This window comes from Pedobacter quisquiliarum, assembly GCF_014642175.1.
Taxonomy (GTDB): domain Bacteria; phylum Bacteroidota; class Bacteroidia; order Sphingobacteriales; family Sphingobacteriaceae; genus Pedobacter; species Pedobacter quisquiliarum.
On record NZ_BMIL01000004.1, the window covers coordinates 74,844 to 99,053 of the forward strand.

At 45.8% G+C, this 24,210-nt stretch carries 16 protein-coding genes; 15 read left to right on the plus strand and 1 reads right to left on the minus strand.

The genetic code is table 11. The features are described 5' to 3' along the window. Positions 1 to 87: 87 nt before the first annotated feature. Entirely contained in the window at positions 88 to 1,035 is a 948-nt protein-coding gene (locus IEW69_RS06970) for an FKBP-type peptidyl-prolyl cis-trans isomerase (protein ID WP_188626125.1), read from the plus strand. Positions 1,036 to 1,124: 89 nt separating this feature from the next. Here the strand turns inward: IEW69_RS06970 and IEW69_RS06975 are convergent, their stop codons facing one another. Then, positions 1,125 to 3,305, minus strand: coding sequence for a GH92 family glycosyl hydrolase (locus IEW69_RS06975; protein ID WP_188626126.1), 2,181 nt, complete (start codon positions 3,303 to 3,305; stop codon positions 1,125 to 1,127). A 437-nt stretch (positions 3,306 to 3,742) separates the two neighbouring features. On the opposite strand from IEW69_RS06975, the gene IEW69_RS06980 reads away from it, so the two are divergent. The 14 genes from IEW69_RS06980 to IEW69_RS07045 all read left to right on the plus strand — a co-directional run bounded on the left by IEW69_RS06980 (position 3,743) and on the right by IEW69_RS07045 (position 24,024). After that, on the plus strand, positions 3,743 to 6,781 hold the full coding sequence (locus tag IEW69_RS06980; protein ID WP_188626127.1) for a SusC/RagA family TonB-linked outer membrane protein: 3,039 nt from the start codon (positions 3,743 to 3,745) through the stop codon (positions 6,779 to 6,781). 11 nt (positions 6,782 to 6,792) lie between these two features. Further along, positions 6,793 to 8,436 carry a RagB/SusD family nutrient uptake outer membrane protein gene (locus IEW69_RS06985; protein ID WP_188626128.1) on the plus strand — a complete coding sequence of 548 codons (1,644 nt, stop codon included), beginning with the start codon at positions 6,793 to 6,795 and terminating at the stop codon, positions 8,434 to 8,436. A gap of 309 nt (positions 8,437 to 8,745) precedes the next feature. Then, positions 8,746 to 9,756: a LacI family DNA-binding transcriptional regulator gene (locus tag IEW69_RS06990; RefSeq protein WP_188626129.1), complete on the plus strand. Its 1,011-nt coding sequence runs from the start codon at positions 8,746 to 8,748 to the stop codon at positions 9,754 to 9,756. 143 nt (positions 9,757 to 9,899) lie between these two features. Further along, on the plus strand, positions 9,900 to 11,318 hold the full coding sequence (locus IEW69_RS06995; protein ID WP_188626130.1) for a glycoside hydrolase family 125 protein: 1,419 nt from the start codon (positions 9,900 to 9,902) through the stop codon (positions 11,316 to 11,318). A 30-nt stretch (positions 11,319 to 11,348) separates the two neighbouring features. Beyond that, positions 11,349 to 12,221 (plus strand): ROK family protein, encoded by an 873-nt coding sequence (locus IEW69_RS07000; protein ID WP_188626131.1) that lies wholly within the window; start codon positions 11,349 to 11,351, stop codon positions 12,219 to 12,221. Positions 12,222 to 12,238: 17 nt separating this feature from the next. After that, positions 12,239 to 14,512 carry a GH92 family glycosyl hydrolase gene (locus IEW69_RS07005; RefSeq protein ID WP_188626132.1) on the plus strand — a complete coding sequence of 758 codons (2,274 nt, stop codon included), beginning with the start codon at positions 12,239 to 12,241 and terminating at the stop codon, positions 14,510 to 14,512. Between the two features lie 51 nt (positions 14,513 to 14,563). Further along, positions 14,564 to 15,247 carry a basic secretory protein-like protein gene (locus tag IEW69_RS07010; protein ID WP_188626133.1) on the plus strand — a complete coding sequence of 228 codons (684 nt, stop codon included), beginning with the start codon at positions 14,564 to 14,566 and terminating at the stop codon, positions 15,245 to 15,247. A 35-nt stretch (positions 15,248 to 15,282) separates the two neighbouring features. Beyond that, positions 15,283 to 17,577: a GH92 family glycosyl hydrolase gene (locus IEW69_RS07015; RefSeq protein WP_188626134.1), complete on the plus strand. Its 2,295-nt coding sequence runs from the start codon at positions 15,283 to 15,285 to the stop codon at positions 17,575 to 17,577. Positions 17,578 to 17,657: 80 nt separating this feature from the next. Further along, on the plus strand, positions 17,658 to 18,425 hold the full coding sequence (locus IEW69_RS07020; RefSeq protein ID WP_188626135.1) for a TatD family hydrolase: 768 nt from the start codon (positions 17,658 to 17,660) through the stop codon (positions 18,423 to 18,425). A 6-nt stretch (positions 18,426 to 18,431) separates the two neighbouring features. Further along, positions 18,432 to 19,460, plus strand: a complete 1,029-nt coding sequence (locus IEW69_RS07025) for an asparaginase (RefSeq protein ID WP_188626136.1) — start codon at positions 18,432 to 18,434, stop codon at positions 19,458 to 19,460. 57 nt (positions 19,461 to 19,517) lie between these two features. Further along, positions 19,518 to 20,933, plus strand: a complete 1,416-nt coding sequence (locus tag IEW69_RS07030; protein WP_188626137.1) for an MBL fold metallo-hydrolase — start codon at positions 19,518 to 19,520, stop codon at positions 20,931 to 20,933. Between the two features lie 7 nt (positions 20,934 to 20,940). Beyond that, complete coding sequence (locus IEW69_RS07035; RefSeq protein WP_188626138.1) at positions 20,941 to 21,912, plus strand: YpdA family putative bacillithiol disulfide reductase; 972 nt, start codon at positions 20,941 to 20,943, stop codon at positions 21,910 to 21,912. A gap of 108 nt (positions 21,913 to 22,020) precedes the next feature. Continuing rightward, positions 22,021 to 22,992, plus strand: a complete 972-nt coding sequence (locus tag IEW69_RS07040) for a polyprenyl synthetase family protein (RefSeq protein ID WP_188626139.1) — start codon at positions 22,021 to 22,023, stop codon at positions 22,990 to 22,992. A gap of 15 nt (positions 22,993 to 23,007) precedes the next feature. After that, entirely contained in the window at positions 23,008 to 24,024 is a 1,017-nt protein-coding gene (locus IEW69_RS07045; RefSeq protein ID WP_188626140.1) for a LacI family DNA-binding transcriptional regulator, read from the plus strand. The last annotated feature ends 186 nt before the right edge of the window (positions 24,025 to 24,210 follow it).

Below are 24,210 nucleotides of genomic sequence, written 5' to 3' on the forward strand. Positions count from 1 at the left end.
CCAAATCAAATAACAAATGAAGCATCATAAGTCTACAGTCAACAAGCTTTTGATTGCTTCATAACTTCTAAAAATCAATTTATATTAATGAAAAAAAGTTTAGTAATTCTTTGTGCAGCCGCTCTTGGATTGGGTGCATGTAACAACTACAAAGATGCGCCGGGAGGTACTCAGTATCTTGTACACAAGTCTGAAAGTAAAGAAAAAATCAAAGTAGGAGATATCGTGAAGTTGAACTTCATCCGCAAAAGCGAGAAAGATTCAATCATGAGCAGCACTTACGATACCGAGCAGCCTCAAATCTTCCCTGTAGCGGAAAAAATGTATGCTGGTGATATGAACGATATTCTTACCATGTTTGGAGAAGGCGATAGCGCAACTTTCAAACTAAACCTGGATACCATGGCAACCAGATCTGGTCAGCCGAAACCTCCGGGCACTAAGGACACCTACATGTTATTCACCGTGAAGGTTGAAAAAGTACTGGCAAGACCTAAAGGTGAACCAGACAGTGTGTTCTTCAAAAAAGCGCAGGAGTTCTTCGAAAAAGACTACCAGGCATCTGTTGCAACACGTAAGAAAACTGAAGAAAGTAAAATCAAGAAGTACATTGCCGATAACGACCTTAAAGTTAAAACCACTGCTTCTGGTTTACAGTATGTAATTACCGCGCCTGGTGATGCACAACGTGCTTTACCAACGGATACCATGATGGTTAACTACACTGGTCAGTTTACACACAAGAAAACTGATGGTAAGATCAATGTTTTTGATACCAACATCAAAGCTGACGCAGAAGCGAGTGGCAGAAAAGATAACCCGGGTATGGAATATCGTCCAGCTCCTTTCCAATTGGGTAGAGCAATCCCTGGATTTGATGAAGGCTTGAAAATGCTAGGTAAAGGTGGAAAAGCAACTTTCATCATTCCTTCAAGATTAGGCTATGGCGAAGCAGGTATGCAAGGTGGCATTCCTCCATTTACACCATTGGTGTTTAATGTTGAATTGGTAGACATCAAGAAACCAGTACAATAATTTACCGTTAAGGTATAGCATAAAAAAAGGGCGCCAATTGGCGCCCTTTTTTTATTAAATAGCTATTCAGAGATGTGTAACTGACAAGACTACTTTGTTATAATTTCTATGTTGCCGCCGTTAAGGAACACTTCATGTGGCACGAAATAACCTTTGATGGCTTTGCCATTCACTTTAATGGATGTGATTGCGCGGCCTTTACCTGGTTTCTTGATGGTCACCAGCTTGCCATTGCTGCTGCGCCATTTTACTTCGTCAAAAAGCGGTGCCGTAACAATGTACTCCGGGTCGGTTGCGGAAAAAGGATATAGGCCAAGCGAACTAAACACATACCAGGCCGACATTTCTCCGGCATCATCCATACCGCTAAGGGCTAGGCCCTCATCGCCAATCCCGTAAAGCGTATTCAGAATAGTGTCCAGAATCTTTTGCGACTTTTCTGGCTTTCCAATGAAATGGTACGAGAACGGTGCTTCGTGGTCTGGCTGATTACCGTGGCAATACTGACCAATGAACGTCTCTACGTTCCTGGCAATGTGCTTCGGGTTCCATGGCACGGTAAACAGGGAGTCCAGTTTCGATTCAAAACCCTTTTCACCACCGTAAAGTGCAATTAACCCTTTCATGTCGTGTGGGGCGAAAAAAGACATCTGCCACGCATTTGCTTCCCGGTACATGTATTCGTAGTACGGGTACTGCGGATCAAAAGGAGTGATCCAGTCGCCATTTGCCAGTCGGCCGCGCATGAACCTGGTACCAGGATCGAACATGTTTTTGTAGTTATTGGACCTGGCCATCAGGATGCGGTAATTTGCGGTGTCCCCAAGTTTCTTGGCCATCTGCGCCAAAGAATAATCATCATAGGAGTATTCAAGCGTTTTGGAAACGCCGGCACTCGCCTTTGTTTCAACATGCGGATTCTTGATGTCAGGATCAGAAATGAAGCCTTTCTGTATGTATTCTGCGATATGCGGACGGGCGCCGCCAGATACATTCGCATTTTTCAGCAGTATCTCATAGGTGCCTTTAACGTCGAAGCCATCAATGCCACGCAGGTATGCGCCAGTAATCGACGAAGCGCCATGGTCGCCATGGAAGAAGGTCGGGATAAAACCTGTTTTGTCGCCCACGTCTTTCATGGATTTAATAACATCCAGCGTAACCTTGGGACTAATCATGCCCAGTAAAACGTCCTTATTCCGGTAGGTGTCCCATAAAGAGGGTTCTGTGTAGTAGTTGTAATCTGCTTTCACCACGTTTTTCTTGGCGTCGGTAAATTCGCCATTCACGTCGCTACGCAATGCAGGCCACAGGAAGGAGCGGTACAGTGAAGAATAAAGCATCTGCTTCTGCTTCTCGGTGCCACCCTTCACCTGGATGTTGGAGAGCAGTCCTTCCCACTTCTTTGTGCCCTCAGCCACAATTTGCTTGAAGGTCTTGTTGCCGATTTCCGCTTCCAGGTTCTGCTTTGCATTTGCTGCACTTACAAAGGAGATTCCGATCTTCATTTCTACAGGACCGCTGCTGCCATTCGCTAAATGTACAATCGCATAGCCGCTCTGCTTACCCTCTTCCTGCTTCTCCAGTCGTTCAATGCCCGTATTCAGCTCTGCATAGAAAAAGATCTTCTCTCCGGTTTGCTGAAAACCTTGAACGGCATGCTGACCAACCTGTTCTATGCTCCAGTTGGAAATCCTGTTGTTCGCTCTCGCGAGATCAAAAAGAATCTGACGACCTGTATTGTCCTTAAATTCATATTTATGGTAGCCGCTGCGCAGGGTAGAAGTAAGGCTAACATTAACATTGTAGTCGTCCAGGTAAACCTGATAAAAACCAGGGGCAGCGCTTTCCTTTGTATGCGAGAAGCTGGAGCCAAACTTAAAGCCTTTGCCGAGTGTCGCCAGGTTTTTTCCTGGGGCGGAAAGCGGAAGTACCGGAATGTTACACAGGTTCCAGTGCCCTTTATTGGTGTGGGTGAAGCTGTAGATCACCTTGTCTTCATACTCGTAACCGGCGCCGGAGCCGTATTCCGTCATGGGGCTGAGTTGCACCATTGCATTTGGCAGGGAGCTTCCGGGGAAGGTTAGTCCGGCCCAGGAGCGCCAGCCATCGGGCAGTTCATAGCCCAGGATCTTAGGATCCGTTAAGGGCGCGGTGCCGATGAAGGTGTTCACATATTTGGTATATGCAGTGCTTTGGCCTTTGCCAGGGGTGGATGCTGTTAGCAGTACCGTAGCAGCAAATAAGCTTTGTTTGAGAAAGTTCTTCATGTTAGGTAATATTTAAGGAATGGGGTGCTTTGCGGGTATGTAAAAAGTACACTTAGTGTATACATAACCGGGTGGTCGTGAGACAAAAAAAATAGTTTTACTGACAACCTTCAATCTACGCGCGGACGAGATGTGAAAAGGAAGCTTTGCTCAAATATGGTATTTTCCTGGAAATAATCAGCAGTTATAGAAGCATTTGTACTGAAAACACAGTCCGTTGATATGAAGAGCATGTTGGTACAGGATGGACAATTGCATTGTCATTGAATTGTTACGAACTAAAAGCTTTGTGTCTCTTGTGGATCACATTTAAAATTCGCTACTTTATCCTTAGTAAAACGTTTTATCTCTACTGTATGATAACTTTAACGCGGAGTATGGTTTTAAGTACAGGAGTAACAACGTTTATAAAAAGGTCAACCAAATAAATTAACGGTATGAAAAAAAGTTTTATCAAACTTATTAAGCCAGGACCAGTATTAATCGCAGGTAGCGTATTATTCGGTCTGGGCTTCAATTATTCTGGCGTTTTTGCTGCTCATATCAACATTGAGCGCAGTACAATGCTTAGCAGTAAAAAAGGAATGTCAGACATTCAGGTACAAGGTGTTGTACGTGACGAAACCGGTCAGCCAGTTCCGGGGGTAAGTGTAAGAGTCAAAGGAACGAGCACTGTCGTAGCGACAGATGCGAATGGACGTTTCAGCCTTTCTGCACCAGCCACAACATCTGTATTGACGTTTTCTTTTATCGGATACGACACGCAGGAAGTAACAGTAGGTAACCGCACCAACATTACAGTTAATTTAAAGCCTAATTCTACGAATCTGGAAACTGTAGAGGTTGTTTCAGTAGGTTATGGTACGCTCGACAAAAAAGAGGTAACCTCTTCTGTGAGCCACGTTGACGCTTCTGAATTCCGTCAAAGTGGATCAAGAAACCCGCTTGACCTTATCCAGGGTAAAGTACCGGGTTTGGTATTAACCAGAACTGGAGGCTCCAACCCGAATAGTGGTGTTTCTGTTCAATTAAGGGGTGCCATTACGGTAACTGGTAGTTCAAGCCCTTTATTCGTAATTGATGGTATTCCTGATGCAAACCCAGATCTTCTACAACAAGACGACATCGAGTCGATCGACGTATTGAAGGATGGTTCTGGTGCTGCGATTTATGGTACACGTGGTAACGCCGGTGTAATCATCATCACCACGAAAAAAGGTAAATCAGGGCCGCCGCAATTCAACTACAACTCTTATTTCAGAAAAGAGTACCTGAACAATAAACCTGACTTCTTGAGCCCTGACGAATTTGCATCAAGGGTTGCCGCAGGAGACATCAAACAACAGGATTTCGGCAATAGAACCGATTTCTATGATGCTTTGATCAATAAAGACAACTTCTCTCAAAACCATAACTTATCACTATCAGGTGGTACTGACAAAAGCAGCTACCGTGCAAGTTTAAACTACAGAGATCTGCAGGGTATTGCTTTGCAGAACGGTAGAAAAGAATATACGGTTCGTTTGAATGTGAATCAAAAAGGTTTCAATGACCGCTTAAGTGCACAGTTTAACCTTGCATCCAACTTCAACAATGCAAATACGCTTGGTGGTGGTGGATGGGAGAGTGAAGCTGCTAAGAACCCAACTTTGAGCAACTTCAACCCGGATGGTACATACCGTTACGACCTAACCAGTACGAATGAGTATGCACGTTTATTCATGGAGACCAACAGACGTAAGCAGCAAACAACTTCAGCAGATGCTAAGTTCGACTTAGACATTATTGAAGGTTTGAAAGCTTCCGTTTTCGGGTCGGTAACGAGAAACAACAACAATGACGGTTCTTACCGCTTCAAAGGCAGTGAGGATTCTATGGAGAACTCTGATTTCCGTGGTGGCGCTTATGCTTCCAGAGGTACAGATTTGAACCAAAGATTTGCAGTTGAGCCAACCTTACAGTTCAATAAACTGATCCAGGAAAGACACAGCATTAATGCCGTTGCAGGTTACAGTTACAGATACGAGATCAACGAAGGATCTTCAGCATCTAACCGTGGCTTCATCAATGACCTTTTCCATGAGGATAACCTAGGACAAGGAAGTGCTTTGGGTGTAGGTAAAGCAAGCATGAGCAGTTACAAAAATGCAAACAGTCTTGTTGCATTCTTTGGACGTGTGAACTATGCATTAGATAACAAGTACCTTTTACAGTTCATCATGAGAAGAGAAGGTGCTTCCAGATTTGGAGATAACAACAAGTGGGGTAACTTCCCAGCAGTATCTGCAGGATGGAACATCTCTGAAGAAGGCTTCCTTAAAGATAACAGAACCATCAACTACTTGAAATTTAGGATTGGTTACGGTATCACTGGTAACAGCGGATTTTCTAACAATGCTTCAAGGGTAACCTTAGGTGGCGGTGGTAAATACCTTTTCCCTGATGGTAACTACTATGAGACTTACGGTCCAAGCAGAAACCCGAATCCAAACTTGAAGTGGGAAACCAAACGCGAGCTTAACTTAGGTTTAGACTTCCGTGTGGTTAACAACAAACTTTCTGGTTCGATTGATGTGTTCAAACGTACAACCAAAGATTTGTTGGATACTTATACTACACCACAACCTCCATTCGTACAATCTAGTATCTATGCAAACGTAGGTCAGATCTCTTCAAAAGGTATCGAACTTGCATTAAGTTATGCAGCAGTTGATCATGAAGATTTCAAATGGAACATGGATGTAACCGCAAGTACATTGAAAAACACACTTGATTCATACTCAAATGCGCAGTTCAATGTGAAATACAAAACCTTCGGAGGCATTGGCGGTGCAGGTGCTTTAGGTGATGCGATTACGACTTATGAAGGATCAAGAGTAGGTGAGTTCTGGGGTAAGAAATTTGCAGGTTTCAATGAAGAAGGCAAATGGTTATTCTACAACAGAAATGGTGAAGCGGTTAGAAATGATCAGATCAACAACTCTAAAGATCTTAATCAAACCGATCTTCAAAACCTGGGTAACGCGATTCCAAAATACTACGCTTCATGGACCAACAACTTTGCTTACAAGCAATTTGACTTGAGAATCTTTGTTCGTGGTAAATTTGATTACCAAATTCTAAATACTACTGCACTTACCTATGGTAACAAAACATGGAGCGGTAACTTGTTAAGAGAAACTTTTGGCAAATTCAGAGATATCAATGATACCTACATGTACTCAGACTACTATTTGGAAAGCGGTACAAACGTTAAAATCGATGAGGTTACCTTGGGATACAACTTCAAGTTGAACACCAAATGGGCTAGAAGTGCAAGAATTTATGCATCTGGACAAAACCTTGCAACCATCACTGGTTACTCTGGAAATGATCCAGACTTCGTACAAGATACAGGCTTAGGTCCTGGTATCGATGGCCGTGGTGCATATCCAAGTACCCGTTCCTTCTTAATTGGATTAAATGTTGGATTTTAAGCAATCAAAAAATGAAAAGTAAATCAATTATATACTTAGGCCTTGCCGCTGCACTGAGCTTTACAAGTTCTTGTAAGAAGCAGCTTGAAGAAAAAGCATACGATCAGTTACTAACTGATAATTTCTACAACAACGAAACCGAGGTCGTTTCAGCAGTATTAAGACCATATACCCACGCAAATGCATGGGTAACACCTTCCGGTCAGGATGGCTGGTGGAGAGCTGCAGAGCTTTCCGGAGATCAACTGGCATGGCCTACTAAAGGTCGCCATGGTGAAGATGGTGGTAAATGGAAACGTTTACATTACCATACCTGGACTACAGATGAAGGTGGATTGAACAACGCCTGGTCACTAATGTACTGGGGAATGGGCTTGTGTAACGATGCTATCGAAAACATCAGCAGCCGTGAAGTTAGTGCAATGGGTATCACGGAAGAGAAAAAAGCCTCTTTTGTAGCAGAGCTTAAACTTCTGCGTGCTTTCCATTACCTGAAACTAATGGACCTGTTTGGAAATATTCCAATCGTTACCAAAGTTGGTGAGCCTCTGAAGCCTGAAACGGCATCTCGCCAGGAAGTGTTCAATTTCATCGAGAAAGAAATCACTGAAAACATCAACGCTGCGCCTAAACATTCAAGAGCAATGATGGGTCGTATGAGTCAGGCTGGTGCTTATGCCATGTTGGTTGAGCTATACCTGAACGCTGAAGCCTGGACAGGTACCCCACGTTGGGATGATTGTATTGCAGCAGCAAATAAGCTGATCAATAACGAAGCTGGTGGTCAAAATGGCGCGATGGCTTTGGATCCAAACATCATCGATCAGTTCAAACCAACTAACGACTTGTCTAAAGAGGTGATCTTCTCGATCGCTTACGATTACAAGGTTGCGAACTTCGAGCCATCATGGCCAAGTGAATTCTATCACTTCCAGCAACGTGAAATCTATGGCGGTGGTCGTAATGGTAACGACGGTATTGTGGTTGTACCTGGTGTGTTTACCACTTACCCGAACAATGACATGAGAAAAAGAGGTTGGTTATTACAAGGACCAATGGTTAAATTCTCTGATGGTAAAAGCCCTGTGCTTGCCTCTGAAGAATACAATGGCCAGCAATTGGTTTTCGTGGATAGCATCCAGAAAGTTAAAGCTGGTTCTACCGTTTCCAACATGAGTGAAGGTGAAGAAAACAGCGGTGTACGTTTCAATAAATACAAACTGGGTAACCAGCAACCTGGACCTGGCATTGACGCAGACCCGAACTATAACAACACGGACTGGAACATCTACCGTTTAACATGGGTGTATTTCGCTAAAGCGGAAGCAGTCATGCGCAAAAATGGTGGCGTTGCAACACAGGAAGCAGTTGACTTGATCAATACTTGTAAAAAACGTGCGTATACTGCTGAAGACTGGGCTTTACCAGGTGTAGCATACACACCAGCTACGCTAACAATGGATGAGTTCCTTGCTGAACGTGGTCGTGAATTCATCTTCGAAGGATTTAGAAGAGATGACTTGATCCGCTTTGGTAAATTCACCACAGCATCATGGTGGGATCACCAGCCTTCAAATCCAACCAAAGCTTTGTATCCTATTCCACAAAGACAAATTGACTTAAACAGTGCCCTGAAACAAAACCCAGGTTACTAATTCGAATAACACAATGCTTAAGCGGCTGTTCATGTAAAAATGAACAGCCGCTTTTTTTTATTGCAACAATTGCAGTTCAAAGCATAACTAAACAGATAGCAAACAGATGGCAAACAGATAGCAAACAAAGACCAGACAGAGACCAAACCCACAGCAAACCCACACTAGTGTGCGTCTGGTGTGCGTCTTGTGTGCGTGTCCTGTGCGTTTGGTCTGCGCTTGACTCGAAGCTTTTAACCGCATAACTCAGCTTCGCTTCGTTCCCGCCCATGCGTTATATTCTTTCAATTATTTTTTTAGATTTGTTTTATGTCCACAAAAGTGCTCTCCATAAGAGATATCGCCGCCAAAGCAAACGTCTCCATTACCACTGTCTCCTTTATCCTGAATGGAAAAGCCGTAGAACGAAACATCAGCAAAGCCGTAATTGAGCGCGTTGAAGAGATCGTAAAAGCGGATGGCTACAAGCCCAATCAGATTGCCAGGAGCCTCAGGACCGGAAACTCACAAATCATCGGACTTATTGTAGAGGACATCTCAAACCCCTTTTTCGCTGGTATTGCACGCCTTTTAGAGGATAAAGCTTACAAGAAGGGTTATAAAATCATTTACTCCAGTACAGAAAATCAAGCAGGGAAAACCCGCGAGCTCATCAACCTTTTCAAATCAAGACAGGTGGATGCCTACATCATTGCACCGGCGCAAGGTGCGGAGAAGGATATCGAAAGCATCATCTCTGATGGAAAACCTGTGGTGCTGTTCGACCGTTACCTGCCCGAATTGGATGTGAACTACGTCGGGATCGACAACTACGATGCGAGTTATCAGGCCGTGAAGCACTTTATTGGCGAAGGGAAGCGTCATCCTGCACTAGTTACGGTAGACCTCGATATCCAACAGATTCAGGAGCGTGAGGATGGCTTTACCGCTGGCCTTCGTGAAGCTGGCATTGAAGATACCGCCGCAGTGGTGCTCAAAGTCCCATTTGCCAACACCCGGGAGCAGACCATCGTGCTGCTGGAGGAGCTGTTCAAGCAACGTCCGGATGTAGATTCGGTGCTCTTTGCAACCAACTACCTGGCTATTTCCGGCCTGCTTGCCATTAAGAATACCAACAAAATTATCAATAAAGATCTTTCCGTAATCGCTTATGATGATGGAGACATCTTTAAACTACATACCCCACAAATTTCAGCACTTGCACAACCTGTAGAAGAGATCGCTGATGCAATCATTCGCAAGATCTTTCAGGAACTTTCCGCAACAACAGAAAAGACCATTGAACGTACCATTCTTCCGGTGCAGTTGATTGTGAGATAAGGCGGTGAACATGTATCTTTTTTTTTACATGTACTTCGTGTACGTGTTTTGTGAATAGAAATTATATTGCCTATTATTGGAAAAGGTAAAACGTTTTACCACCAATAATTAATACCATATACCACCATTTATAAGCATTCTGTATGAGAAGAAGAAATTTTATCAAGAACACCGGCTTGCTGGGTGCAGGGGTACTAGCATCTAAAGTATCTTTCGCAGCAGCACCAGACTTCCCGGTTGTTCGGGTTGCAGCTTCAGAACGTCACTTCAGAAGTAAAGCTGTAGACGCAGCAATTAAAACTTTCCAATCTAAAGTTAAAAATCCTGAACTCACCTGGTTATTTGAGAACTGCTTCCCAAATACCCTGGATACCACCGTTTACTACAAAGAGGTCGCAGGTCGCCCAGATACCTACGTGATTACCGGCGATATCGATGCCATGTGGTTGCGCGACAGTTCTGCGCAGGTTTGGCCGTACCTTCAGTTTGTAAATGAAGACAAGCCATTGAAGAATCTGATTGCAGGGGTAATCAATCACCAGACTAAAAGCATTCTGAAAGATCCTTATGCAAATGCCTTCTACGGTGATCCGCAAAAAGTGGGTGAGTGGAAGACAGATCATACACAGATGAGCCCGGGTGTGCATGAGCGCAAATGGGAGATCGATTCCCTGTGCTACCCAATCCGCCTGGCTTTCCATTACTGGAAAAAGACCGGCGATAAAGCGCCTTTTGATGTAGAGTGGAAGAAGTCCATCGCTGCAATTCTCAAGACCTTCAAAGAGCAACAAAGAAAAGAAAACAGAGGTCCTTACAAGTTCCAACGTCAGACACCACATCCAACAGATACCCTGCCAATGGGTGGTTATGGCTTCCCGGTTAAGCCCGTTGGGCTAATCGTATCTTCATTCAGACCGAGTGATGATGCAACGATTTTCCCATTCCTGATCCCTTCAAACTTCTTCGCGGTGGTTTCCCTGAAACAAGCTGCAGAAATGGTTACCGCATTACACAACGACAATGCGTTGTCAACTGAACTGCTTGCATTAGCGAAAGAAGTAGAAACGGCAATCCAACAGCATGGTGTGGTTACGCATCCAAAATATGGTAAGATCTATGCCTTTGAAGTTGATGGATTCGGTGGCGCTTACATGATGGATGATTCGAACGTGCCAAGCTTATTATCGTTGCCATACCTTGGCGCGGTAGATAAAAATGATCCGATTTATCAGAACACCCGGAAATTCGTGCTTTCTGCAGACAACCCTTACTACTTCATCGGAAAAGCAGCTGAAGGTATCGGTGGGCCACATGCCGGACAGGATATGATCTGGCCAATGAGTTTGAGCATCCGTGCTTTAACTTCAACAGATAAAGACGAGATCAAATATTGCATTGACACTTTAAAAAAGACACATGGTGGCAAGGGCTTCATGCATGAATCTTTCCATAAAGATGATCCGAATAACTTCACCAGAGCATGGTTCGCATGGTCGAACACCTTGTTTGGGGAGCTTTTATGGAGAACTTATCATGAAATGCCTGAATTACTTAAAGCATAACAAAGGAGACATCATAACATTGAATAACATATGGTTGCATTAGGCATTGATATAGGAGGGTCGCACATTACAGCGGCCATGGTAGACCTGGAAAGTAGAAGTATCATAGCGGGATCAACCTTACGAACGGCGGTAGACGCCAACCTGAATGCAGAAGAAATTTTAAATACCTGGTGTGCCTTGATTGATTCGGTACAGGGTCGCGCCCAGGGGACAGAAGCACACCTTGGGATTGCCATGCCGGGCCCTTTCGATTACGACCATGGCATATCGCTGATCAAAGACCAGCCGAAATTCCAGAACTTATACCAGGTAAATATAAAAGATGAGCTGGCGAAGCGCCTGCAGGTTGAACCGGGAAACATCCGGTTCATCAATGACGCAGCCAGCTTCCTACAGGGCGAAGTCTTTGGCGGAGCGGCCAGAGACAAACAAAAGGTTATCGGATTAACACTGGGCACTGGGTTAGGTGCTTCTTATTGTGCGGATGGGGTTGCAGTTGATGCTGCACTCTGGGACTCACCATTCAAGGGAGGCATTGCTGAAGATTACCTGTCTACCCGCTGGTTTGTTTCGCGGTATCAGGAGCTGACTGGAAAGACCATCTCGGGCGTGAAGGATCTTGCCGATCTGCGTACCGAGGCAATGGTTAAACGTCAGATCTTTCAGGAATTTGGAAAGCATTTGGGCGAGTTCCTGCTTCCTTTTCTGGAGGCACAGCAGCTGGAAACGGTGGTGTTGGGGGGTAACATCTCCAATGCACATGCTTTGTTCATGCCGGCATTGCTTGAGCAGCTGCAGGGAAGTGCAAGGCCAGTGGTAATAAAGATTGCGGAATTAAAAGAAGATGCATCGCTGATTGGTGCCGCGAGCTGTTGGGCTTCGCTGGTGCAGGCGAGTTGAATTTAAGATAAACGCGTATGAAATTGAAGTCTGTTTTTGTTGCTTTGCTTCTTGGATTATCTGCTGCGGGCTATGCGCAGCAGCAGGACTTAGTGCGGTATGTAAATACTTTGCAAGGCACCAACTCCAAACATGAGCTCACGCGTGGGAACACTTATCCAACTACGGCATTGCCTTTTGGCATGCACACCTGGACCCCGCAAACGGGGCGCAACGGGGATGGCTGGAAGTACCAGTACTTCAAAGACAAAATCCGCGGCTTTCAGCAGGCACACCAGTGCAGCAGTTGGACCAACGATTACGCCGTTTTCTCTTTAATGCCGGGCATAGACCAATTGCAGGTGGATGAAAATGCAAGAGAACTTGCTTTCAGCCATGCCGATGAAGTTGCCCGCCCGGACTACTACAAAGTGAAATTTCAGAATCAGATCAGTACCGAGATCGCGCCCACCGAGCGTGGTGCACATTTGCGCTTCAGCTATCCTAAGGGGCGTAAGGGTTTTCTGGTGCTTGATGGCTATACGAACATCAGTGGTGTGACCATTGATGCGAAAAAAAGAAAGATCAGCGGCTACGTGAATAATGGCCGTGGCTTCAAACCAGGTTTTAAGAGTTTTTTTGTCATGTTTTTTGATCAGCCGATCAAAAAGTTTGGCACCTGGGAGAACCGGAAGCAAACCGTACATGCAGATTCCACAACTGCGGAAGGTCTTGGTAAAGGCGCATGGCTTGAATTTGCAGCGGGTAGTACCGTGCAAGTGAAAGTCGCCTCCTCTTACATCAGTGCGGCACAGGCCGAGCTTAACCTTTCCAGAGAACTTGGCGCAGCAAAAAAGCTTGAACAAACGCAGGCAAAAGCAGCGGCAGTTTGGAATGCGTCCTTAGGTAAAATACAAGTGGAAGGTGGAACAGAAGCCGACAAGGCGACTTTCTACTCCTGCTTCTTTCGTGCAAGTCTCTTCTCCAGGAAGTTCTATGAACTGGATGAAAAAGGGCAGCCATACTATTTCAGTCCTTACGACGGCAAAGTACACCAGGGTTATATGTTTACGGACACCGGTTTCTGGGATACCTTCCGTGCGCAGTTTCCGCTGAATGCCATGCTGCACCCGGAAATGCATGGGCGCTACATGAATGCCATGCTTGATGCTTACGATCAGTGTGGCTGGTTGCCGTCCTGGTCCTTTCCGAGCGAAGCCGGCAGTATGATCGGCAACCATGCCATCAGTCTTTTTGCGGATGCTTGGGTGAAAGGCATCAGAACCTTCGATCCGGAACGCGCCTTGAAGGCTTATCAGCATGAGGCCAATAATAAAGGTCCTTGGGGCCCGGCAAATGGGCGCGATGGCTGGAAAGAATATTATCAAATTGGCTATGTGCCTTACCCGAAATACCGGGAGGCAACCGCCAAAACGCTGGAGTATGCCTATGATGATTTCTGTGGCTACCAGCTGGCAACACAAACCAATAACTCGTTTTTTGCTGATGTTTTCAGTCGCAACATGTACAACTACCGCAACGTTTACGATAAATCGTCGGGTTTTATGCGTGGCCGCGATGTTGACGGGCAATGGACGAAGAATTTCGATCCTGTAGAGTGGGGTGGCCCGTTTACCGAAGGTAATGCGTGGCATTACCAATGGTCCGTTTTTCAGGATACGGAGGGTTTAATCAACCTCATGGGTGGTAACAAGGCTTTCACCAACAAACTGGATTCCGTATTCAGTGGGCCGAACACCGTGAAAACGGGCACTTACGGCGGCATGATCCATGAAATGACAGAGATGGTAATGGCCAACATGGGGCAGTATGCACATGGGAACCAGCCGATCCAACACATGGTTTATCTGTACAACTACGCCAATGAGCCTTGGAAGGCACAATACCATGCCCGCAATGTGATGGCGAAATTATACGACGCGACAGAAAATGGCTACCCGGGAGATGAAGACCAGGGGCAGACTTCTTCCTGGTACGTGTTAAGCGCGCTGGGTTTTTACAGCGTAACACCGGGCGTGGATGAGTATGTGTTTGGCAGTCCCGCTTTTGAAAAAACCAGCATCAAGCTGGAGAACGGAAAAACCTTTACAGTGCTGGCCAATGGCAATAACAAGGAGAATGTGTACATCCAATCGGCGACCTTGAATGGAAAGCCTTATACAAAGAACTTCATCCGCCATGCGGACATTGTGAATGGAGGAACCCTGATCTTCGAGATGGGTCCGAAGCCAAATACCGGCAGAGGAATGCTTAGCGAAGACAAGCCCTTCTCCTTAACTGCAGTCAAATAATCCCCCAAATAAAATAACAACAACCAGCATGCTGGTTAAATTAAAAACAGAATGAACAAAGTAGCAAAACAGCTTAGCTTACTTGCCCTTGGCACACTGATGGGCGCAATTTCCCTGCATGCGCAGCAAAAACCGGAGGTAATTAAGAAGAAGGGCTATGAATTAACCTTCGAGAGTAACTACGCCGCGTTGGACCCAGCTTTGAAGCAAAGGCTGATCAGCACGTTCTTTGAAGTGTACCCGAAATTAGCACAGGCATACAATCCGAAGACCCTGAAGAAGGTAAGTTTCCTTGTGGATACTGCTTATAAGGGTGTAGCAGCAACATCGAACGGCCAGGTGGTGTACAGCTCCATTTGGATGGACAAACATCCGGAAGATATTGATGTGGTTACCCACGAGGTGATGCACATTGTGCAGGACTATGGCAATAGCGTTGGTCCGGGATGGCTTACCGAAGGTATTGCAGATTATGCAAGATTTAAATTCGGTATTGACAATGCTGGTGCAAAATGGGCATTGCCGGAGCTGAAACCAGAACATCATTATAAAAACAGTTACCGCATTACGGCAAGGTTCTTCCATTGGATAGAGCAGCATGTGAAAGCAGGGGTAATCAAAACGGTGGATGCGAGTTTACGCGACCACAGCTATACACCGGAAATCTGGAAGAAGCTGACCGGAAAAGATCTTGATGGACTTTGGGCAGACTATGTAAAGAACCCAAAGATCTAACGTAATATTAAAAATGAAATCCTAATATCAATTGTATGAAAAAAGTATTTACAGCCTTGCTGTTACTGGGCGCAAGTTTTACCCAGGCACAGACCACGGGTAAAATCACAAGCCCGGTAGATTACGTGAACCCATTGATGGGTACGCAATCAAAACCTTCTTTGTCTAACGGAAATACCTATCCGGCAGTAGCCGTACCATGGGGCATGAACTTCTGGACACCACAAACCGGTAAAATGGGGGATGGCTGGACCTACACCTATGATGCTGACAAAATCCGCGGCTTTAAACAAACGCACCAGCCATCACCATGGATGAATGACTATGGTCAGTTTGCAATTATGCCGGTAACCGGAAAATTGAGATTTGATCAGGACGAACGCGCAAGCTGGTTTAGCCATAAAGCAGAGAAATCTACACCTTACTACTACAGCGTATATCTTGCAGATGCGGATGTAACCACTGAAATCACGCCAACAGAACGTGCGGCACAATTCAGGTTTACTTTCCCAAAAACAGATAGTGCTTATATCGTTATCGATGCACTTGATAAGGGATCTTACATCAAGATTATCCCTTCTGAAAGAAAGATCATCGGTTATACCAAGAAGTTTGCCAGAGGACCACTTCCGGAAAACTTCAAGAACTACTTTGTGATGTACTTCGACAAAGATTTCAAGTTGTCGAAAACATGGAGCAAGAAAGATCTTAAAGACGGACTGGAGATTGAAAGTGATCACGTTGGTGCCGTTGTTGGTTTTAACACCAAAAAAGGTGAGCAGGTGGTTGCAAGAATCGCTTCTTCATTCATCAGCTTTGAGCAGGCAGACATCAGCTTAAAGCGTGAGTTGGCGAACGACAACTTTGATGCAACGAAAGCAAAGGCTAAAGCCATCTGGAACAAAACCTTAAGCAGAATTAATGTTGAAGGTGGTACCATTGACCAGACACGTACTTTCTACTCGACCTTATACCGTACTGTGTTCTTCCCGAACAAACTGTATGAGATTGATGCAAACAATAAGATTGTACACTGGAGCCCATACAATGGTAAAGTGCTTCCGGGATATATGTTCGCCGGTACTGGCTTCTGGGATACTTTCCGTGCCTTATACCCATTCCTGAACCTGGTTTATCCTTCCATCAACAAAGAGATGCAGGAAGGTCTGATCAATGATTACAAAGAAGGTGGTTGGTTGCCTGAATGGAGCAGTCCATCTTATGCCAACATTATGGTTGGTAACAACTCCGCTTCCGTAGTGAGTGATGCTTACATCAAAGGACTTCGCGGTTATGACATCGAGACCTTATGGGAAGCCTTGAAAAAAGGCGCGAACAATACAGGTCCGATGGCTGCGGTTGGTCGTGATGGCGTGAAGTTCTACAACGAGCTTGGCTACGTGCCATTTGATGCTGGAATTCATGAGAATGCAGCAAAAACGCTGGAGTATGCATACGATGACTTCGCGATCTACAACCTTGGTCGTGCATTGGGCAAACCAGAAAGTGAAATCGGCATCTATGCTAAACGCAGTATGAACTACAAAAACCTGTTTGATCCATCATCTGGTTTAATGCGTGGTAAAAATAAAGACGGTAGTTTCCAGTCGCCATTCAGTCCATTTAAATGGGGTGGTGCATTTACCGAAGGTAACAGCTGGCACTATACCTGGTCTGTATTCCATGACGTAGCAGGATTGTCGAAACTTATGGGTGGCAAGGACAAGTTTGTGATGAAACTGGATTCTGTATTCTCTTTACCACCGGTATTTGATGAGAGTGCTTACGGTGGGGTGATCCATGAGATTCGTGAAATGCAGATCGCAAACATGGGTCAGTATGCACACGGTAACCAGCCGATCCAGCACATGATTTACCTGTACAACTACGGTGGTGCACCATGGAAAACGCAATATTGGGTTAGAGAGACCATGAACAGAATGTATGCTGCAACACCTGATGGTTATTGTGGTGATGAGGATAACGGACAAACCTCTGCATGGTATGTATTCTCATCCATGGGCTTCTATCCGGTAACGCCTGCTGTTAACGAGTATGTACTGGGTGCGCCATTGTTTAAGAAGGTTACGCTGACACTGGAAAACGGTAAGACCGTGGTGATCAATGCGCCGAAGAACAGTGACGATAACCGTTATGTAGAATCGCTGAAAGTTAATGGTAAGCCATACTCGAAAAACTGGTTAAACCACACCGATCTGCTGAAAGGTGCGGTACTTGATTTCAACATGACGGCAACGCCAAACAAGAAAAGAGGTACTAACGAGGCAGATTTCCCTTATTCGTTCTCGACTGAAAAAACACATAAATAGCATGTAATATCTGAATCATTTTTACGGTGATTAGAAGAGGGCCCTGAAAAGTGGCCCTCTTTTTTTGTTAGCTTTGTTTCATGCTTTTAACAGATACGCATACCCATTTATATTATGAAACGGATGAAGTAAAGCAGGCGGCATTGCTTCAACGTTGTTTTGATCAGGGCATACACCGCCTTTTTCTGCCAAATGTAGATGTTGCATCCATCAGCAGGATTGATGAGTTGGTAAGCCGCTACCCGGAGAATTGTTTCGCCATGTCGGGTTTACACCCTTGTGAGGTTTCTGAAGATTATGCTACGGTACTGGCGGAGATTAAAGCCAGCATCCCTGCAAGGAAGATCTATGCAATCGGGGAAATCGGGATTGATCTGCACTGGGATAAAAGCACTTTGAAATATCAGCAGGAGGCATTTGCCGAACAGATAGGCTGGGCGAAGGAGATGGGCTTACCCATTGTGATCCATTGCCGCGAAGCATTTGATGAAGTGTTTGAAGTGCTGGAGCAGCATAAAGATGAAAAGTTATTCGGCATCCTACATTGCTTTACCGGGAATCTGGAGCAGGCAAAACGCTGTATAGACCTGGGTTTTTACCTGGGTATTGGGGGCGTGCTGACCTACAAAAAGGCAGGCCTGGATCTGGTGTTATATGACGTTCCGCTGGAACACCTGGTGCTGGAAACTGACAGCCCGTATCTGGCACCGGTACCCTTTAGAGGTAAACCGAATGAGAGCAGCTACCTGATCCATATTGCAAAGAAAGTAGCAGAGATTTATCAGCGCCCGCTTGAAGAAGTTGCCGAAATAACAACAGCGAATTCACGTAAAATATTTAACGTTTAACCACAGATGACGAAAATTCTGATCATCTATACCGGCGGTACCATTGGAATGGTTAATGATCCGCATAGCGGGACTTTAATACCTTTTGATTTTGGACAGATCCAGCAGAACGTACCCGAGCTTGCGCGTCTGAACTACGACCTGGAGGTTCATTCTTTTGATCCCATTCTGGACTCCTCCAATATGGACGCTTCCGTTTGGGTTGAACTGGTTCGTATCATTGAAAAGAACTACCATGCATTTGACGGCTTTGTCGTTCTACATGGCTCCGATACCATGGCTTACACGGCTTCCGCATTGAGTTTTATGCTGGAGAATCTGGCGAAGCCTGTGGTGTTGACCGGCTCGCAGCTACCGATTGGGGAGATTCGTACCGATGCGAAGGAGAACCTGATTACCGCACTTGAAATTGCCGCCACCAAGAAAAATGGGGCAGCAAGGGTGCCGGAGGTTTGTATTTGTTTCGACTACCAGCTCTTCCGCGGAAACCGCGCGATCAAATACAACTCTGAGAAGTTTGAAGCATTCCGTTCGCCCAACTACCCGAAACTCGCGGAAGCTGGCGTGCAGCTCACGTTTTTTAACAATTACATACAGAAGCCTTCAAAAGCAGAACTGCGGATTAACGATAAACTGAATACAAATATCGGTGTACTGAAATTGTACCCCGGGATTAGCAAGCAAGCGGTGGAGGCCATTACGACCTCTACGCTGGATGCCATTGTACTGGAGACTTTTGGCTCTGGAAATACGAGTACGGCACCGTGGTTTTTGAATTGCCTGCAGGAAGCTGCAGATCACGGCAAGATCATAGTCGACATTTCGCAGTGCCAGGGTGGGTCTGTGGAGCTTGGAAAATATGAAACAAGCAGGCGGCTGCAGCAGATGGGCATCTTGTGCGGGTATGACATGACATTCGAGGCCACCATAACTAAGCTGATGTTCTTGCTGGGCAAAGACCTGGATAAAGCAGAACTACGCACATTGATGGAGCAATCGCTGCGCGGAGAACTGAGCAGAACGGGTGTGATCTAGGTATCTATAGACTAAATGAGCAATAATCAGGGACATTATTATAATAAAGAAACAACCATGAAAATAGAACAGATTTATACCGGATGTCTTGCAGAGGCGGCTTACTACATTGAGAGCAATGGGGAAGCTGCGATCATCGATCCGCTGCGGGAAGTTGATGCTTATCTGCAGCGCGCAGAGAAAGACAACGCGAAGATCAAGTATATTTTCGAAACGCATTTTCATGCCGACTTCGTGTCCGGGCATGTGGATCTGGCGCTGCGCGCAAATGCAGCTATTGTTTACGGCCCGACTGCAGAGACGAACTTTAAAGCACATATCGCGGAAGACGGCGAGGTGTTTCAAATTGGAGACATTACCATTTCTGTACTGCATACGCCGGGGCATACCCCGGAATCGACCACTTATCTTTTGAAGGATGCATCGGGAAAACCATATTGCATCTTCACTGGTGATACTTTGTTTATCGGTGACGTTGGCAGGCCCGATCTTGCGCAGCAAGGGGAACTTACTGCAGCAGATATGGCAGGTACCTTATACGATTCTTTGCACAGTAAAATATTGGTGCTGCCAGATGACGTATTGGTGTATCCGGCACATGGTGCAGGTTCTGCCTGTGGTAAAAACATGAGCAAGGAAACCTTTGATACTTTGGGTAACCAGAAGCAGGTGAACTATGCCTTAAAAGCTGCCGATAAGGAAAGCTTTATACGCGAGGTAACGGATGGCATTTTGCCGCCGCCACAATACTTTGCTAAGAACGCGGCAATTAACAAGCAAGGTTACGCGCGTTTTGAACAAGTGATGGAAAAAGGACTGCAGGCACTTACACCGGAGGTGTTTGAAATGATGGCCAATGAAACTGGCGCACTGATTCTTGACGTACGCGATCCGCAGGTGTTTGCTAAAGGTTTTATACCTTCTGCTATAAACATTGGCCTGGGTGGGCAGTTTGCGCCCTGGGTGGGCAGTCTGATCACGGACCTTCAGCAGCCGATTCTCCTGGTTACGGAGGCAGACAAAGCGGAAGAAGCAATTACGCGCCTGAGCCGGGTAGGTTACGACAATACAATTGGTTACCTGGAAGGCGGTATGGATGCGTGGAAGGCTAGCGGTCGCGATGTGGATACCATTACGTCCATTTCGGCTACGGAATTTGAAAGCATTGCTGCATCTGATCCTTCGGTTAACGTACTGGACGTGCGCAAGCCTGGGGAGTACGCTTCGGAACACCTGGAGATGACACTGGCACGGCCATTGGACTACATCAACGACTGGACCCATGAAGTGAAGCCAGGAGCGCAATATTTCATCCACTGTGCAGGTGGTTACCGTTCGATGATTGCCGCTTCCATTCTGAAAGCAAGAGGTGTGGAGGATGTGATTGATATCGCCGGTGGCTATGCTGCTTTAAAAAATACAGGCTTACAGCGGACAGATTTTGCTTGTCCCTCTAAAGCCATGAACAGTTAAAAAACATATGGTAGATTACGATGTCCTGATTATAGGTGCCGGTCCGATTGGGATGGCATGTGCGATAGAAGCGAAGAAAGCAGGTTTAAGTTACGTGATTGTCGAGAAAGGGGCACTGGTGAATAGTTTGTACAACTATCCCGTGTTCATGACCTTCTTTTCCACTTCCCAGCGCCTGGAGATCGGTGATGTGCCATTTGTAAGTATCAATCCCAAGCCAAACCGGAATGAGGCGGTAGAATATTATCGCCGGGTGGCGGAAAAGTTCTCGCTGAACATCCATCTGTTTGAGCGCGTGGAGAAAGTTGAAAAAGCCGCAGATGGCTTGTTTGACATCCAGACCGCGAAGCGGAACTACCGTACCAAGTACGTAATTGTATCAACAGGCTTCTATGATGTGCCCGTATTGATGAACATCCCCGGAGAAGATTTACCTAAGGTTACCCATTATTATAAAGATCCGCACCTGTATGCATTTCAGCGCGTGGTGGTGGTCGGTGCAAATAACTCCTCCATTGATGCCGCACTGGAGACTTACCGGAAGGGGGCACAGGTCACGCTGGTGATCCGTGGAAAGGAGATTGGGTCTTATGTTAAATACTGGGTGCGTCCGGATATTGAGAACCGGATCAAAGAAGGCGAGATTAAAGTTTACTACGAATCTACGCTGCGATCGATAGAACCGGAATCGGTACACATCGATACGCCGGAGGGACCGGTGGTGCTGGAGAATGATTTCGTGATAGCCACCACAGGTTATACGCCTGATTTCAAACTGCTGAAGAATCTTGGCCTGGAGCTATCGGGAGATGCGGCGAATTGTCCGGTTTACAACCCAGAGACCATGGAAAGCAGTACGAAAGGTTTTTACCTTGCCGGTGTGGTTTGCGGCGGTATGGACACCCATAAGTGGTTTATCGAAAACTCGAGGGTGCATGCGGTGCAGATCTTCGAGCACATCAGGAGCCTGCAAAGCTAAAATCCGGCTGGGCACTGCTTAAATCCTGCGCGCTACGGCGGTTGTCGGGAATTAAGGCGGGCATATAAATGATTTTAGCTAAGTTTGCACAAACATTTCAACACCTGAATGCCGGGAATAAATCAAATTAAACAACCTATAGCTGCGGATATCAGTGCCTTTGAAGAGAAATTCAAAGCTTCCATGCACAGTGATGCCCCGCTTTTAGATCGCATTACCCATTATATTGTTAAGCGCAAAGGGAAGCAGATCAGGCCTATGTTTGTTTTTTTTGCCGCCAAACTTTGCGGCGGGATCCTGGAATCTACCCATCGGGGTGCAGCGCTAGTGGAGTTGTTGCATACCGCTACACTCGTGCATGATGATGTGGTGGATAACGCTTATGAGCGCCGGGGCTTTTTCTCTATCAACGCTTTGTGGAAGAATAAAATTGCAGTACTGGTGGGCGACTACCTGCTGGCGAAAGGTTTATTGCTATCCGTGAACAACAATGAGTTCAGATTGCTTCAGATCGTTTCAGAAGCTGTGAAGCAGATGAGCGAAGGGGAGTTGCTGCAGATTGAAAAGGTGCGGAAGATGGATATCAGTGAAAGCCTGTACTTCGACGTCATCCGGCAGAAGACGGCATCACTTATCGCTTCATGCTGTGCATGCGGTGCAGCATCGGCCGGCGCGGACGAGGCGACAGTTGAAAAAATGCGGTTATTTGGTGAAAAAGTGGGTATTGCCTTTCAGATAAAAGATGATACTTTTGACTTCGGTACCGACAATGTAGGGAAACCTCTTGGCATTGACATCAAAGAAAAGAAGGTGACACTTCCACTGATCTATGCACTGAACCGTGCAGACCGGTCTGAGAAGAAGCGGATCATTAACCTGGTGAAGAACCATCAGGATGATCCGAAGAAGATTGCGGAGATCATCGACTTTGTAAATGCCAAGGAAGGGGTGCACTATGCGAATCAGAAAATGCTGGAATACCAGCAGGAAGCCTTCGACATCCTTTACACCTTTGAAGCAGGTGAGGCCCGTACGGGTTTGGAGCAGCTGGTTCGCTACACTACAGAGCGAAAAAAATAACAGCCTTTATGGACCATGCATAACATCAATATAAAAGAACTTGCTAAGTCGTTAAACCTATCTACATCTACCGTTTCCAGGGCGTTCAGAGATAACAGCGATATCAACAAGGCTACAAAAGAGCGTATTCTGGCGAAGGCAAAGGAATTAAACTACCAGCCCAACCATTATGCGAGTAATCTGCGCGAGCAGCGTAGCAGAACCATCGCCGTTATCGTTCCGGAACTTGCCAATAACTTCTTCTCACAAGCCATTCATGGTATTGAGCGCGTTGCGCGCGAAAAAGGCTACCATATCCTGATCTTCGCTACCGAAGATGAATATGAAAAAGAGGTGTCTTTTATCCGCCACTTGCATAACGGCCGGGCAGATGGCATCATCATGTCGGTTTCTGGCGAAGCGAACGACCATACCTACCTGGACGAGCTTGCGGAAAAACGCTTGCCACTGGTGTTCTTCGACAGGGTGTATGAAGATATCATTACGCCGAGGGTAATCACCAATGACTACAACAGCAGCTTCTCTGCAGCAAAGCACCTGATTAAGCAGGGTTGTACCCGTATTGCTTACCTGGTGATCAACAAGAACCTTTCTATTGGTAAAACCAGGATGCAGGGTTACCTGGATGCACTGGAGGAATTTAACATCCCTTATGATGATAAGCTGGTTATTGATTGCACCAACAGCTACCGTAAGAACAACACCATTCTGAAGAATATGCTAAGCAAGGTTAAACCCGACGGTGTATTTACATCGGTAGAACGTCTGGCTTTTGCAACCTACTATGCCTGTTACGACCTCAACATTTCCATTCCTAATGATCTGAAGGTTATCGGCTTCTCCAGTCTGGAGATTGCACCACTTCTGAATCCATCACTTACGACCATTACACAGCCTGCAACCAAGATCGGAATTGAAGCAGCACTGCTTTTGTTCAAGCTGCTTGAAGCACCTGAAACGGTCGACCTGAACTGCCAGATTGTGCTGGACTCAACGCTGGTGAAAAGGAACTCTACAGCACTTAAATCCTGATTAAGAAATTGGTCTTTTTAGGTTAAGAAATCGACAAACTTTATTGCCGAAAATCGGAAAACGCGCAGAATTTCGGGGCTGAAAATCCCGGGTTCAGAAATATGTCGCCTATTCTTCGGGAACGATCCCGGTAACGTTCCCGAAATTTCACGTGCTTTAGCCTTAGTGTACGTTTAACACCATGTA